This is a genomic window from Paenibacillus sp. LjRoot153, from assembly GCF_964253085.1.
GTDB lineage: Bacteria > Bacillota > Bacilli > Paenibacillales > NBRC-103111 > Paenibacillus_E.
The window spans coordinates 7,284,566-7,298,670 of the sequence record NZ_CAXUQH020000001.1 but is presented as its reverse complement, the minus strand read 5'-3'; the positions used below and the strand labels follow the sequence as shown (position 1 = coordinate 7,298,670).

The following is a 14,105-nucleotide window of genomic DNA, read 5'->3' as shown; positions in this document are numbered from 1 at the left end:
CGGTAACATGTGGGAGGGTTCTATGGAAACAACAACAAAGCAGAGTACGGTTCCAATTCGAACGTCTGAGATGCTAAAGCAGAAGCGTCAGCGATCGGAATGGAGCAGATTGAAGGAGCAGAGGTTATTATTCTTGTTGATATTACCTGCATTTATTATTACCTTATTGTTTTCATACGTTCCGATGTTCGGGTTGTATATGGCGTTCACCAATTATTCGCCGGCCGGTGGATCGTTCTTCAAACAATTTTTCACAGCCGAATTTGTCGGATTGTCATGGTTTAAGTATTTCTTCACCAACGGCGATTTCTATATGGTGATGCGCAACACGCTGGCACAGAGCTTTCTGTCGCTGCTATTCGGATTCCCAATGCCGATCCTGCTCGCGCTAATGATCAACGAGCTTCGGAACGGTTGGTTCAAGCGGACGTTTCAAACCGTATCCTATATGCCCCACTTCATCTCTTGGGTCATTGCGGCGAATATTGTCATTACTGTGCTATCCTCGAACGGAGTCGTGAATAACCTGCTCATCGGTCTGGGTTTCATTCAAGAGCCAATCCAGTTCATGCAGAGCGGTCCGATGTTTTGGTGGATCATCGCCTTGTCCAATACATGGAAAGACATGGGGTTTAACGCCATTATGTATCTTGCGGCCATCGCGGCGATTAATCCCGAGCTGTACGAGGTTGCCAAAGTGGACGGCGCAAGCCGATTGCAGCAAATGCTTCATATCACGCTGCCATCGCTTCGTCCGACGATCATCATCTTGGCCATTCTGGCTGTCGGCGGCATTCTCAATGCGGGGTTTGATCAGCAATATTTGCTGCAGAACAATACAATATTGAATTATGCGGAGGTAATCGACACCTATACGTACAAATATGGGCTGCAAAACGGCATGTTCTCGTACGGTGCGGCGGTCGGATTATTCAAATCGGTTGTAGCTTTTATCCTTGTCTTATCCGTTAACACACTTGCGAAAAAAATGAACGAACAATCGCTGTTCTAGTTCGGAATGAAAAAGGGGTGTCAGACTTCATGCACAAACAAAGAAATGACATTGTATTTTTAGCGGCTGTCTATCTTTTCATCATACTGGTATTTCTCATTACCTTCTACCCGTTTTGGAATATATTCATCATTTCCATGAACAACGCAGAAGATACCATTCGGGGCGGACTCTATTTGTGGCCAAGGGATTTCAGTCTGGAGAGCTATCGGCAAATCCTGTCTGACAGCGAAATCTGGAACGCGATTAAAGTAACGCTGGCGAGAACGCTGATCGGCACGCCGCTCGCTGTTATCGTCATCAGTATGCTGGCGTATTCCCTCAGCAAGCGGGAGCTAGTCGGCCGACGGGCTTTATCAATGTACTTTATCTTCACAATGTACTTCGGTGGAGGCCTGATTCCTTACTACATGGTGCTCAAAAGCCTGCATTTGATCGATAATTTCATGGTATTCATCCTGCCGAGCATGATGAATGTCTTCTATATGATAATTGTCCGTACCTTTATGCAGGAGCTTCCGCAGGAGCTGGACGAATCGGCTAAGATGGACGGCGCCAACTACCTGCACATCTTCTTTCGGATCATCCTGCCGCTGACGACGCCGGTGCTTGCGACCATCAGCATGTTTACGGCGATTATGCATTGGAATTCCTGGTTTGATTCCTATGTGTTTACTTATAAGCCGGATCTGAAAACGCTTCAAGCGGTTCTCGTCAAAATTTTGAACCAGTATCAGACAGGCTCTATGGTGAACGCTGCCCAGCAATTGGCCGATTCCTCCAAGCGGATGTCCGTATCGCCTGATACGATCCGGATGGCCGCAACGATGGTTGCGACGCTGCCAATCCTCATGGTCTATCCTTTCCTGCAAAAGTACTTTGTGAAAGGAATGACGCTTGGAGCGGTCAAAAGCTGATGCAGGCAATCGAATTTTCCGTAAGGGGGTGAGAAATGGGGAACAATATTTGGAAGGAAGATTTTCTTGGCTTGGGAACGTTAAATTGAAACTATGAGGGGGAAGAGTTTCCATGAAAGTGAACCGATTGTTAAGTCTTGTTATATCCGTGGCTCTACTATTTACCTTCATCATTGGCTGCTCCGCGAAGAAGGATTCCCCGGACAACAGCCAAGCGTCGAACAACCCTGCAGGCAGCGAAGCGACGAAAGAGGAAAAGCCGATTAAACTGACCTTTTTTGATAAAAATACGGGGGACACGTTCACCAATCCGGTAGCTCAGGAAATCACGAAACGGACTGGCGTAACCATCGAGATTCAACAGCCGACAGGGAACCCGGCGGAGAAGCTGAATCTGATGCTGGCGAGCAACGACCTTCCGGATATCATTCTGATGGAACGCGGCAGCGATTTGGTGAACAAGTACATTTCTGCAGGGGCCATCATTCCGTTGAATGATCTGATCGACAAGTACGGCCCGGACGTGAAGAAAATGTATGGGGATACTTTGAACAAAACCCGGTATAAAGACGGCAAGAATTATTACCTGTCGAATTGGTACGGGTTGGAGAAGGAACCGGTACTCGCATTCAGCATTCGCAAAAATTGGCTAAAAGAGCTCGCCCCGGACAAGGCGGAAGGCGGCGTCCCGTTTACGGCTGACGAATTCAAGAAATTACTGCAGGATTTCAAAACCAAATATCCACAAATCGACGGCAAAGAAACAATCCCGCTCACGATGAACGGATCCGATTTCGGCACATTCAAGGGCATGTTCGGGATGAAGAGCTTCTTTGAAGACAATGGTGTGATGAAATACGACGTAAAAGATCCGAAATACCGCGAAATGGTGCTGTACATAAACGATCTGTTCCGTTCCGGATTGCTGGATAAGGAGTGGGCGATTAACAAGAAGCAGACGTGGGAGCAGAAGCTCGCAAGTGGCACCGTTCTGGCGACGACCGGCGCTTATTGGGATCCTAATAACGCCAACAATAGTCTTCAAAAAGTCGGCGGGGAAGAAGCCAAACTGTACCCGTATAAAGTCGCCGCTCAAGGCGTCGATCCTTCGAAGACGACGTACGGTCCGCGCGGCTCGCTGGGTTGGGACGCCATTGCCATCACGAAAGCGAACAAATATCCGGAACGGACGATGAAGCTGATCAATTTCCTGGCCAGCGAGGAAGGACAGTACCTGCTGATGTGGGGCATTGAAGGCCAGCATTGGGACATGAAGGACGGCAAACATGCGCCGCGTCCGGAAGTGCTGCAAGGTTTCAAGGACGACTGGGATAACTACGCCAAGAAAACGGGAATCCGCAAGTGGACCTGGTTTGTGAAGAACGGTTTGGGTTCCGACGGCACACCGTATGATCTTCCAGGGCGTTATGAACGCAACGCTATAGATAAGATGGCGCTCAAAAACTTGTCCGATACCGTATTCGATAGTGCTTCTTATGAAGGGCTAGGACCTCAAGGCGGAACGCCGGAAGCATTAATCGAGCAGAAAGTGAAGGACATCATGACGCAAGGAGTCACGAAAGCCATTATGGCTAAATCGGCGGATGAGGCAAACAGCCTGTTCGACAAGATGCTGGCTGATATGAAAACGGCCGGTGACGAGAAAGTCGAGAAAATTATCGATCAAAACTACAAAGAGCGCATGAAGCTCTGGAAGTAAGTGTGTTTGATGGAGAAAGCCGGAATGAAGCCCGGCTTTCTCTATTCTTGCTGGGAGGGGGAAGTGAACGTTGAGCAGCCAAGAGATTCGGATAGAAATGCATGCGGCGGCAATGGCCGTGGATAATGGCTTGCTGCGAATAGAATCCGACTTGAAGAGCGGCACGGTAGAGTTCCGGTGGCTGGACGGACTGGCGATTCGGGGCTTGTACGGGGAAGTAATGCTAGGCTCCGAGCGCATTCGCACGACCTATTATGCAACTCATCGGGTGGACAAAGCGTCGATACAGCACGTGGAAGACGGGTTCGGACGAGGCATTTGCTGGTCCGTCGAGCACCTGGAGCCGGGTAAACCGGTCCTGCGGCAGCGGTTTTGGTGTTATGAAGGTCTATCATACGGATTCGTCCAATTGGAGGCCGAGCAGGAAACGGAATGGGAAACGAATGAAATGACTCCGCTGGCGGCGCTGCTTAACGACGGGTCGGTCTTCGATTTCGGTTCCGGCCAGGATGGCGAAATCCGCGTTCAGTTCATCCCGTTTGATAATGACAAGTGGGTCCGATACGGATCGTTCGCGATTCCTTGCTCCATCGAAAGCTGCGAAGTGACTGCGGTGTATCAGACGGAGAGCCGGAACGGTTTCGTTCTCGGTTCAGTGACGCACGATACATGGAAGACCGGTTTGCAAGTCGAAGGCACCTTCGCGAAGGAGGTTTCCCGTCTACAGGTGTACGGCGGCGCCGCAAATCTGCAAACGCGCGATACGATTCCTCACGGTTCCGTTTGCAATAAGAAAAACGTGTCCACACGTATTTTTGTAGGCGCTTTTGATGATTACAGAGATGGGATGGAAGCATACGGACGGGCGAATGCCGTCCTAACGCCGGCGCTTCCTTGGGACGGAGGCGTCCCATTCGGCTGGAACAGCTGGTCCGCCGTCATGGGTAAGCTGGATCTGGAGGTGTATGTCCATACGTCCGACTTTATCAAGAAAGAGCTGCAGGACCTGTGGGGTTCGAAAGATGGAGTTGTCTATATCAATTTCGATGCCTACTGGAACAACCTGACGCCGGAAGAATTGCGGGAAGCGGTGCGCCGGGTACGTTCCAACGGGCAGAAGCCGGGCATTTATTTTACCCCGTTTGCATACTGGGGCAACGATCCGGATCGTTCAGTGGAAGGCGTAGACGGCTCGTACACCTACCGCGAATTGCTGCTTAAGGACGCTGCAGGCCGCCTGCTGCCCAAACTGGACGGCGCTTATGCGATCGATCCGACCCATCCGGCCGCACTGCAAAGGATTACCCGTCAGCTTGACCGGTTCGTGGAATGGGGCTTCGAGTATGTGAAGCTCGATTTTCTTTCGCATGGGGCACTCGAAGGCCGGCACTTTCTTGAGACGGTTCGGACGGGGATTCAAGCTTATAATTTGGGAATGTCCGCGATCCGGGATACGCTCGCGCCGGAACGGATCGACCGGCCTTTTTTTATCAATCTGTCCATTGCTCCGCTCTTTCCGCACGGATATGCGCACAGCCGCCGCATCTCGTGCGATGCGTTCGGCATGCTGGACGATACCGAGTATATGCTGAATGCGTTAACTTACGGGTGGTGGATCAACGACACGCTGTACCGGTTTAACGATCCCGACCATACGGTGCTGTACAAAAGCGAGAACCAGCGGGAAACATCCGAAGAAGAAGGTCTTAGCCGTTTAAACGCCTCCGTCATTGCCGGAACGTCGCTTTTGCTCGGGGACGATTACCGAATGGAGGAAGCGGCCCGGAGAGCCCGCGAATGGATGACTCGCCTTGAAGTGATGGCTCTTGCGAAGACAGGGAAAACGTTCCGGCCGGTTGAGGGGCGGAGCGGCGACCGTGCCGAAGATGTGTTCACGTTGGATGCGGTGGACGGCGAAACATGGGTTGCCGTCTTTAACTTTGACGCATCCCAGGAGGCGGTAAAGGTCATTCCGCTTGAGCGGATCGGAATGGCAGGGGAAAGGGTGTTTGAGGTGAGGGATGTATGGAAGGGCTCTGGAGCAGCACCGAGAACCGGAGCGGACGCGCTGGAAGTAAACCTGAAGCCGGCTGAATCCAAGCTTCTGCGCTTGATCCGAATCTCAACATAAGAAGAGCGGATCATCAATACCAACGGTAATCACACGGCATTAAGTTGCTCCGGGCGGTGATTACGTCACAGGCAACATCAGTTGGCAGGAAGATGAAGATGATAAAGAAATATCGATTCATTCCTATTTTCCATTAATAAGCATAAGGAGATCTATCATGGCCATTTTTCATAGCGAACAAGAAGGGTTATTTCATCTACAATCCAAGGACATGAGCTACGTCATCCAATTGGTTAACGGCTACCCGGCCCATGCATATTGGGGTAAAAGATTACGGCAGCAAGGGAACTTGAAAGGCTTGATTCGTACTGTAGAGCGCTGCTCCTTCATTCCGAATTCAGTTCCGGAGGACACCAGCATCTCCCTTGATACCCTTCCGCAGGAATATCCCCAATACGGAGCCGGCGACTTCCGGAATCCGGCTTATCAGGTGGAGTTGGAAGACGGAACGCGTATAACGGAGCTGAAGTACCGCGCTCACCGGATTTTTCAAGGAAAACCACCGTTAGAAGGGTTGCCTGCTCTGTATACGGAAGAAGGCGATGATGTGCAGACCCTGGAGCTGGATCTTGCGGACTCTTACTCGGGTCTTGTGGTTGTGTTGACCTATACCGTGTTCGGGACGTTCAGCGCCATTGCACGATCCGTGCGGTATTTCAATCAAGGGAAGCAGCCTGTCCGCCTGCTTAAGGCGTTAAGCGCCACTGTGGACTTCCAGGATGCGGGTTACGACTGGCTTTGTCTCCATGGGTCTTGGGTAAGGGAGCGCCAGATCGAGAGAAGGCCGTTGGGACACGGAGGGACCTCCGCGGAGAGCCGCCGGGGCTCCAGCAGCCACCAAATGAATCCATTTGTTGCCCTGCTCCGTCCAAATACGGACGAGGATCAAGGCGAGGTATTCGGCTTCAGCCTTGTATATAGCGGCAGCTTCGAGGCGAAAGCGGAGGTGGACCAGTTTGATCATACGAGGGTATCAATTGGGATCCAATCCTTTGATTTCTCTTGGCTCTTGAATCCGGGGGAGAGCTTTCAGACACCGGAGGCCGTCTTGGTATTTTCGTCGGACGGGATGGGCGGCATGTCCCGAACCTACCACAAGCTGTACCGGACCCGTCTGTGCCGGGGTATCCACCGCGATCGGGAACGCCCGATTCTGGTCAACAATTGGGAAGCGACCTACTTTAATTTCAATGCGGATAAAATCGAAGCCATCGCAGTAATGGCGGCGAAGCTCGGCATTGAGCTGTTCGTTCTGGACGACGGCTGGTTCGGAAAACGGGATGACGATACCACCTCATTGGGCGACTGGATTGTGGACCGGAACAAGCTGCCGAAGGGTCTGGAGGATTTGGCACGCCGCGTGAATGAGCAAGGCCTTCAGTTCGGGCTTTGGTTCGAACCGGAAATGATCTCTCCGGATAGTGATTTGTACCGGAAACATCCGGACTGGTGCCTTCACGTCCCGGGTCGGCGCCGTACTGAGGCTAGGAAGCAACTGATTCTGGACATGTCTCGGCAGGATGTACGGGATTACTTGTTTGATTCGCTCAGTGAGGTGTTGTCTTCCGCGCCGATTTCCTACGTAAAGTGGGATATGAACCGGAACATGACCGAAATCGGCTCCGCGCAGTCGAATGCGGACCGGCAGACAGAGACGGCCCATCGGTATATACTCGGGCTATACGAGCTGTTGGAGCGTTTGACGGCGCGTTTCCCCGACATTCTGTTCGAAAGCTGCTCCGGCGGCGGCGGCAGGTTCGATCCGGGGATGTTGTATTACATGCCTCAAACCTGGACCAGTGACGACACGGATGCGGTAGAGCGTCTGAAAATCCAATACGGCACAAGCATCGTCTACCCTATCAGTACCATGGGTGCGCATGTGTCCGCGGTTCCGAACCACCAGGTAGGTCGGGTTACGCCGCTTGAAACCCGAGGCGACGTGGCAATGTCGGGAAACTTTGGCTATGAGCTTGATTTGACTTTGTTCACAGAGGAAGAGAAAGCCGTTGTCCGGGAGCAGGTAGCAGATTACAAGGAGATCCGGTCACTGGTGCAGAAGGGTGATTTCTACAGATTAAGAAGCCCGTTCGAAGGAAAGGGTAACGAAACGGCGTGGATGTTCGTCTCCGAAGACCGCAAGGAAGCGCTGGTCTTTTTCTACCAGGTGCTTGCAGAGCCGAATGCGCCTCTACGGCGTTTGGCATTGAAAGGTTTGAATCCCGAGCTGGAATACCAAGTGGAAGGATTGGATGCCCCCCTCGGAGGCGATCGTCTCATGCAGGCCGGTATACATCTGCCGTTATTTCACAGCGATTACGCAAGCAGATGGTGGAGGGTAAAGGCAATTGACTACTATTTTCATAATTGATTTTGGACGAATCAAAGATGCAAATCTTCTAGGGTAATGCTCCGTTTATTCAACTACCATGAAAGAACGGGTTAACTTTCATGCTCTGTGGTGCATTGTAGGGATGCATGGACGGCTAGCGGGACACGATTGTGCAATGACTAAACATGAGAAGGCAGCCGAGCAATGTCGGCTGCCTTCTCAGCTAACGAGCAGGGTAGTTATAGTGAGGAGTTAAGAGCAGTTGCCAGCGACGGCAAACTGCTCCTTATTGAGTGTCCAATCAGGTTATAAAATTCTATCTAACAATCTTCCTACTTGTTCAGCAAGAACACGAGGTGAATAAGGCATGCCATTTTTTAGCCACCATTCCACTACACCTACGTAAGCATTTGCAACAAATTCGACAATTACATCTTCACTTTGATCAAAATTCTTGCCTTTTGTTATATCCACGTCTTTTTTGAACTCTTCGATATTATGTTGAACAAACCGGCTGCGAAAATACGGAGCTCCTCCACTCGCCAACATCGTCGCAAAAAACAAATAATTACTTTCAAGATATTCTATGCAATGTACAGTCGATTCAATCCAATCCATTTCAGTTTCCGACTCACAAAGATTACTCATGTTATTGATATGTTCTTCCATGATCTTATCCAACAGATCAAATTTATCCAAGTAATGAAGATAAACAGTTGCACGGTTAATATTTGCCCTGTCAGAAATATCCTGAATGGTAATACTATCGAAACTTTTTTCTGACATCAATTCAAGAAATGCTTTTTTAATTGCTTCTTGAGTCCTAACTATTCTTCTATCCACTGTTGCCATGTTATTAACACCATACCTTTCTTGAGAAACTCGACAATTTTTGTTGACTTGTTGTTTAGACATCAAATCTGATTAAATTAACGATTGTTTTTATTATATTTATTGTATAAATTATAGACAGATGTCGAGAATGCATCAATAGTAGTTTTTTATTTAACATGAAAGGATGTTATTAAATTTGCCAAACATATATTTTTGAGTTAAGCGATAAGGTAACAAGGAAATCAGTTTCATACAAAAACAGGTTTGGAATCAAAATTGCGGCAGATCTCTACTTGCCTAAAGACTTTGATGAGTCAAAGAAACATGCAGCCGTTATTATAGGTGCGCCCTTTGGTGGTGTTAGTTAAAGAGCAGGGTTCCGGTATCTATGCTCAAAATATGGCTGAGCGTGGTTTTGTGGCTCTTGCTTTTGACCCATCGTACAACGGATACAGTAGCGGAGAGCCACGGCACCTTTCTTCGCCTGATCTATTCGTAGAAGATTTCAGAGCCGCCGTTGATTATCTAGGTACGCGTCCATTTGTAGATAGAAATAAAATTGGGGTAATTGGTATGTGTGGTAGCGGTGGTTTTGCGATCAGTGCAGCGCAGCTTGATAGGCGCATCAAGGCGGTCGTCACGGTCAGCATGTATGATATACACCATGCGGCACGCAACGGCTTTAAAGACTTGTTCACCGAAGAAGATCGCAACAGAATGCTCGATGCAATTGCCGAGCAACGCTACGCGGATTTTGAGGGCCACCAGCCATCGCTGACCCCGCGAGGCGCGCCTATTGGATTTGATGGAAATACAAACCCAATCGGTCGCGAGTTTGGCGAATTCTATTCTACGCCTCGTGGGTATCACCATAACTCAATTACTCAATTTACCTGACAAGCAGCATGTCATTTATGAACTTCCCTCTGGTTACTTACATTAAATCGATTTCGCCGCGACCAATTTTGTTCATCATGGGCGAGCACGCTCAATCAAGATACTTTAGTGAAGATGCTTACGATTGGCGGCAGAACCAAAAGAGTTGTTCATCGTTCCAAATGCAGGACACGTTGATTTGTATGACATGACGGATTTGATTCCATTCGACAAGTTAGAAGCATTCTTTACCGAGAATTTGAAGTAACAATCGCTTCAAAAGTAAGAAACGATCAACATTGAAAGCTGATAACGTACAGGACTTACTACCTATGAATTGGTATTATTAAAGCACCATTCTTGGTAAATCCTTAGATAAAGAAATGAAGTTTAAAATACCGACATTAAATTTGAAAGGATGAAAAAACGAAATGACAATTGAAAACAAAGTAGTTATAATCACTGGAGCTTCATCAGGAATTGGTGAAGCAACTGCAAAATTATTGGCCAGTAAAGGTGCTAAAATTGTTTTGGGCGCTCGTCGCGAAGACAATTTAAAAGCATTGACTGAGGAAATTCAAAAAGCTGGTGGACAAGCTGCTTATCGCGTCACGGATGTTGTTAATCCAGATGATAATCAGAAGCTTGTTCAACTAGCTAAAGACACTTTTGGTGGTGTCGATGTAATCTTCTTGAACGCTGGAATAATGCCTAATTCACCACTTTCCGAATTAAAAACTGACGAGTGGAACAGTATGGTTGACGTTAATATTAAAGGTGTATTGAATGGTATCGCAGCAGTATTGCCAACATTTACATCGCAAAAGTCTGGACATATCATCACTACTTCGTCGGTAGCTGGGCTTAAGTCTTATCCGGGCACTGCGGTTTATGGCGCAACAAAGTGGGCTGTCCGCAATTTAATGGAAGTATTGCGCATGGAATCTGCCCAAGAAGGTACGAATATCCGCACAGCAACTATTTATCCAGCAGCAATTAATACAGAATTGTTGACTGCTATCACGGATAAGAATACTTTAGAAGGTGCAACTGCGTTGTACGAACAATATGGTATCTCACCTGATCGAGTTGCCAATGTTGTTGCATTCGCGATCGATCAGCCAGAAGATACGAACGTTAATGAGTTTACAATTGGACCAACAAGTCAACCTTGGTAATAATTACAAGATAAGATGAAACTAAGCTATTCATTTTCTAAGCCAGGCGGTGACGCCAAATGAAATTTATAGCTTCGCAAGGAGAAATAGCGGTGAAAAAATTCTTATGGCTTGTTCTCGGAATGGTAACAGTTTTCACATTATCTGCATGTGGAAGCAACTATAATGACACAACTGATAATATGGGGCAGATGGAAACCGCTGGAGAGGACAGTAAACAATTCGTCCAGGGTCAAGGTAAACACCCTGAATTCCCTGAAAAATACGAGGGTGGTGTGCTCTATTCGACATTAAATCGAGGAAATATCACAGAGCCGCTATATACAAGCCGGGAAGCTATTGAGGCGGCGAAAAAAGGAGAACCGTTCCCTGATGGAACTGTCATTACTCTTGTGATATACAAAGATGAGAAGCTTGATGAAACCCTCGTAGCGGAAAAGCGCAGCGACTGGGGCGACCAGACCTCTTCAGAGAAGCAAAACGGTGACTGGCGCTATCAGGCTTTCAACCCCGACAAGTCGGTTAATGAACAGCGTAGTATCCCTAGCTGTATTTCTTGCCATGCAGGCCGGGAAGTGGATGATTTCACGTTCACGAGAGATAGGATGAAAAGCTTCAAACTTGAGGATTTTACAGCAACAAATGATAACAGTACGAAAACTAGTAATAAACGTATTACTTTGGAGGAAGCACATGCTTTATCCGCTTATGTGGCTGAACTAACAAACGAAAAATGATTATTAATATGGAGATACATTCAAAGGGAGATGTAATGAATAGAAATATGTTAATAAAGCCGGTCATTGATTGTATGATGCTGGTTTTCATGTTAGTGGCGCTGGCTTATGCTATTACCGGCAATCGAATCCATGAAATGCTTGGAATGTTACTATTTGTATTGTTTATAGTCCATAATATCTTGAATCGTCATTGGTATAAGACGATCTTTAAGAGCAAGTACACATTACAACGAATTGTTGGTATAGCTGTGAACCTGTTATTTCTTGTAACAATGGCTTTAGCCCTAATCAGTTCCGTACCTATATCTCAGGAAGTATTCCCCTTTATTTCTACTAATCAGGACATGCTCGCGAGAAAGATACATGTCCTTTCAGCATACTGGGGATTTATACTCATGGCAGTACATATAGGCATATCCTGGGGAAGAATCGTCCAAGCAGCGCGAAAAATGACTGGAATAACCACTGAAAATCGTTTGCGTACTATTATGCTTCGTACCCTAGCGGTATTGATTGTTCTCTATGGTGTACAGGCTTCCATTAATGGGAATATGGGCTCCAAGCTCTTCATATATAACCCTTTTGGCTGGGGCGGAGAAGGTTCTCTTTTAAACTTTATCAGAGATCATCTAGCTATCATGGGAATCTATATCTGTGGGACTTATTATACGTTGATATTTATTCGGAAGCAGCGAAAGATCAATCATTAGGTTTTGAAACGGCAAATGGCTAAATAGTCCTTCCTACATTGAGGGGAAAGCTATTTGGCTTATTTCATATAATCGACATCTCCACTATAATCAAAAATTTAATGCTCCCGCTTTTAAAGTAACCTGCAGGCTCGACCATTCAGGGTTCGCAAACGGAGATACCGGCGGATTATTCTTATTCGGTTAACAGGTATAGCTACCTGGCTGCGCGAAAGCTGGAAGGCCATACACAAGACAAACCGCTATCTTTATTCTTGGCAAGGGGGACGAGACCGGGGAAGAGAAGGTATGGTCAGTACCGATGGATGAAACTGACAGCATCGACTTGCGAGTTGAAGTGCAAAGTGGTGCAGTTTGTAGTTACAGCTATAGTTTAAATGGTATCGAATTTACAGCATTACCAGTAGAACCATTTGTATCCAGCGAGGTTCGCTGGGTAGGGGCGAAGATGGGAGTGTTCGCCTGCGGTTCTGGTGGAGGATATCTCGATATCGATTGGTTTAGGGTTACTAAATAAAATCTGAATACATATGAGAATAACCGAAATAGCTGTTTAGTTTAAAAAGAAATTCAAAATTTCAAGGAATCCGGGAGAATAATCCCCCGGACTCCTCGTATTGTACGCCCAGCATGGGCGTCATCTTTAGGTGGAAGTCCCGAATGGGAGCTGTTGAGTCACCAAGTCATGACGAAATCCAAAGTCGCCAAAGGCTATTGAGTGCGATGTTAAATATGTCCTTACTCTTATGCTTATACTGGAAATAACGTATCCAAAATACCATTTACAAATTCAGCCCGCTCTTCTTGCGACTCCTCACTACCTAAAAAATTCAATTGGAACGTACGTTGAAAACAACTTCCCAGCAATAAATCCGCTACAGCTCTTGGATGCAGTTTCTCGCTGATTCTACCGATATTTTTTTCTTTCAATAAATAAGCTTCCACCGCCTCATTTGCCCCATACGGACTTTCATTTCGTAGAGTAAAACCTTCTCGATAGCGAAGCAACATTTCCGGTTCCGAGAAAATAGAACAGATTAAGGGCATCGAACTATGATAATCCTCCAACGCTGCAAGAGCCACCTGTTTCAGATTACTCCGCACCGTTTCTTTACCAGCTAGGCTATGCAGCAATGTTAAAGTTTCCATCAGATTTTTCAATTTTCCCTGTAAAACATGGAGAAATATATCTTCCTTGTTTCTAAAATGATTATACAACGATCCTTCGGAGCAACCGGCTACCCGAGCGATTTCCTTAGTCGTGGTCTTGGCAAGTCCGTTCGTTAATAATACTCGCTCAGTAGCTTCAATTATTTTGTTTTTTAAATCCAAAATTTATCCCTCGCTATTGACATGACGTTAAAAGCCGTTTATGCTCTTATTATGAGTGCGTACTCACTCAAAGTCAAGTGCTTGATATTATTCATTAATGAGTGAGCAATGGCTATTATTGAGTGTGTGCTCACTCATAAACTGGTGTGAAAGGAGGTTGCTCAATAAAGTAGCGAAATTACCGCAATTACGTTGGCCATCTCCAGTGTAATAACCATTTCTGCTATAGAACTTTCCGTAACGTTGAAGGTAAGACCTGAACGTTTAATGGTTGAGAAGCAGTAATACAAATACCAATAACGGGGCAAAATACTGGTGAACAT

13 protein-coding genes are annotated in these 14,105 nt (G+C 47.1%); 11 read left to right on the top strand and 2 right to left on the bottom strand.

Going from position 1 to position 14,105, the window contains the following annotated elements:
* Positions 1-70: 70 nt before the first annotated feature.
* The 5 genes from ACSQ8P_RS31620 to ACSQ8P_RS31600 all read left to right on the top strand — a co-directional run bounded on the left by ACSQ8P_RS31620 (position 71) and on the right by ACSQ8P_RS31600 (position 8,151).
* Positions 71-1,012 carry an ABC transporter permease gene (locus ACSQ8P_RS31620; protein WP_436239658.1) on the top strand — a complete coding sequence of 314 codons (942 nt, stop codon included), beginning with the start codon at positions 71-73 and terminating at the stop codon, positions 1,010-1,012.
* 29 nt (positions 1,013-1,041) lie between these two features.
* The gene (locus ACSQ8P_RS31615; protein WP_436238810.1) at positions 1,042-1,929 is read left to right on the top strand and encodes a carbohydrate ABC transporter permease; all 888 of its coding nucleotides are present in this window, start codon (positions 1,042-1,044) and stop codon (positions 1,927-1,929) included.
* A gap of 112 nt (positions 1,930-2,041) precedes the next feature.
* A complete protein-coding gene (locus ACSQ8P_RS31610) occupies positions 2,042-3,649 on the top strand; it encodes an extracellular solute-binding protein (RefSeq protein WP_436238809.1) in 1,608 nt (535 codons plus the stop codon).
* A 70-nt stretch (positions 3,650-3,719) separates the two neighbouring features.
* A complete protein-coding gene (locus tag ACSQ8P_RS31605) occupies positions 3,720-5,780 on the top strand; it encodes an alpha-galactosidase (RefSeq protein WP_436238808.1) in 2,061 nt (686 codons plus the stop codon).
* A gap of 157 nt (positions 5,781-5,937) precedes the next feature.
* Positions 5,938-8,151: an alpha-galactosidase gene (locus ACSQ8P_RS31600; RefSeq protein ID WP_436238807.1), complete on the top strand. Its 2,214-nt coding sequence runs from the start codon at positions 5,938-5,940 to the stop codon at positions 8,149-8,151.
* Positions 8,152-8,418: 267 nt separating this feature from the next.
* On the opposite strand, the gene ACSQ8P_RS31595 is transcribed toward ACSQ8P_RS31600, so the two are convergent.
* Complete coding sequence (locus ACSQ8P_RS31595) at positions 8,419-8,964, bottom strand: TetR/AcrR family transcriptional regulator C-terminal domain-containing protein (RefSeq protein ID WP_436239657.1); 546 nt, start codon at positions 8,962-8,964, stop codon at positions 8,419-8,421.
* 336 nt (positions 8,965-9,300) lie between these two features.
* Here ACSQ8P_RS31595 and ACSQ8P_RS31590 point away from each other — a divergent pair, with 336 nt between their 5' ends.
* The 6 genes from ACSQ8P_RS31590 to ACSQ8P_RS31565 all read left to right on the top strand — a co-directional run bounded on the left by ACSQ8P_RS31590 (position 9,301) and on the right by ACSQ8P_RS31565 (position 12,967).
* The gene (locus ACSQ8P_RS31590) at positions 9,301-9,843 is read left to right on the top strand and encodes an alpha/beta hydrolase (RefSeq protein ID WP_436239656.1); all 543 of its coding nucleotides are present in this window, start codon (positions 9,301-9,303) and stop codon (positions 9,841-9,843) included.
* 124 nt (positions 9,844-9,967) lie between these two features.
* Entirely contained in the window at positions 9,968-10,090 is a 123-nt protein-coding gene (locus ACSQ8P_RS31585; RefSeq protein ID WP_436238806.1) for a hypothetical protein, read from the top strand.
* 163 nt (positions 10,091-10,253) lie between these two features.
* Complete coding sequence (locus ACSQ8P_RS31580) at positions 10,254-11,000, top strand: SDR family oxidoreductase (RefSeq protein ID WP_436238805.1); 747 nt, start codon at positions 10,254-10,256, stop codon at positions 10,998-11,000.
* 59 nt (positions 11,001-11,059) lie between these two features.
* A complete protein-coding gene (locus ACSQ8P_RS31575) occupies positions 11,060-11,737 on the top strand; it encodes a cytochrome P460 family protein (protein ID WP_436238804.1) in 678 nt (225 codons plus the stop codon).
* Between the two features lie 35 nt (positions 11,738-11,772).
* Entirely contained in the window at positions 11,773-12,450 is a 678-nt protein-coding gene (locus ACSQ8P_RS31570; protein WP_436238803.1) for a DUF4405 domain-containing protein, read from the top strand.
* 244 nt (positions 12,451-12,694) lie between these two features.
* On the top strand, positions 12,695-12,967 hold the full coding sequence (locus tag ACSQ8P_RS31565; protein ID WP_436239655.1) for a hypothetical protein: 273 nt from the start codon (positions 12,695-12,697) through the stop codon (positions 12,965-12,967).
* A 233-nt stretch (positions 12,968-13,200) separates the two neighbouring features.
* Here ACSQ8P_RS31565 and ACSQ8P_RS31560 read toward each other — a convergent pair whose 3' ends face one another.
* A complete protein-coding gene (locus ACSQ8P_RS31560) occupies positions 13,201-13,782 on the bottom strand; it encodes a TetR/AcrR family transcriptional regulator (protein WP_436238802.1) in 582 nt (193 codons plus the stop codon).
* Positions 13,783-14,105: the final 323 nt, after the last annotated feature.

Bases quoted from the DNA above. Each gene is read 5' to 3' on its own strand.
- ACSQ8P_RS31620 (WP_436239658.1), top strand. From the start codon at position 71: ATGCTAAAGCAGAAGCGTCAGCGATCGGAATGGAGCAGATTGAAGGAG.
- ACSQ8P_RS31615 (WP_436238810.1), top strand. From the start codon at position 1,042: ATGCACAAACAAAGAAATGACATTGTATTTTTAGCGGCTGTCTATCTT.
- ACSQ8P_RS31610 (WP_436238809.1), top strand. From the start codon at position 2,042: ATGAAAGTGAACCGATTGTTAAGTCTTGTTATATCCGTGGCTCTACTA.
- ACSQ8P_RS31600 (WP_436238807.1), top strand. From the start codon at position 5,938: ATGGCCATTTTTCATAGCGAACAAGAAGGGTTATTTCATCTACAATCC.
- ACSQ8P_RS31595 (WP_436239657.1), bottom strand. From the start codon at position 8,964: ATGGCAACAGTGGATAGAAGAATAGTTAGGACTCAAGAAGCAATTAAA.
- ACSQ8P_RS31580 (WP_436238805.1), top strand. From the start codon at position 10,254: ATGACAATTGAAAACAAAGTAGTTATAATCACTGGAGCTTCATCAGGA.
- ACSQ8P_RS31575 (WP_436238804.1), top strand. From the start codon at position 11,060: ATGAAATTTATAGCTTCGCAAGGAGAAATAGCGGTGAAAAAATTCTTA.
- ACSQ8P_RS31570 (WP_436238803.1), top strand. From the start codon at position 11,773: ATGAATAGAAATATGTTAATAAAGCCGGTCATTGATTGTATGATGCTG.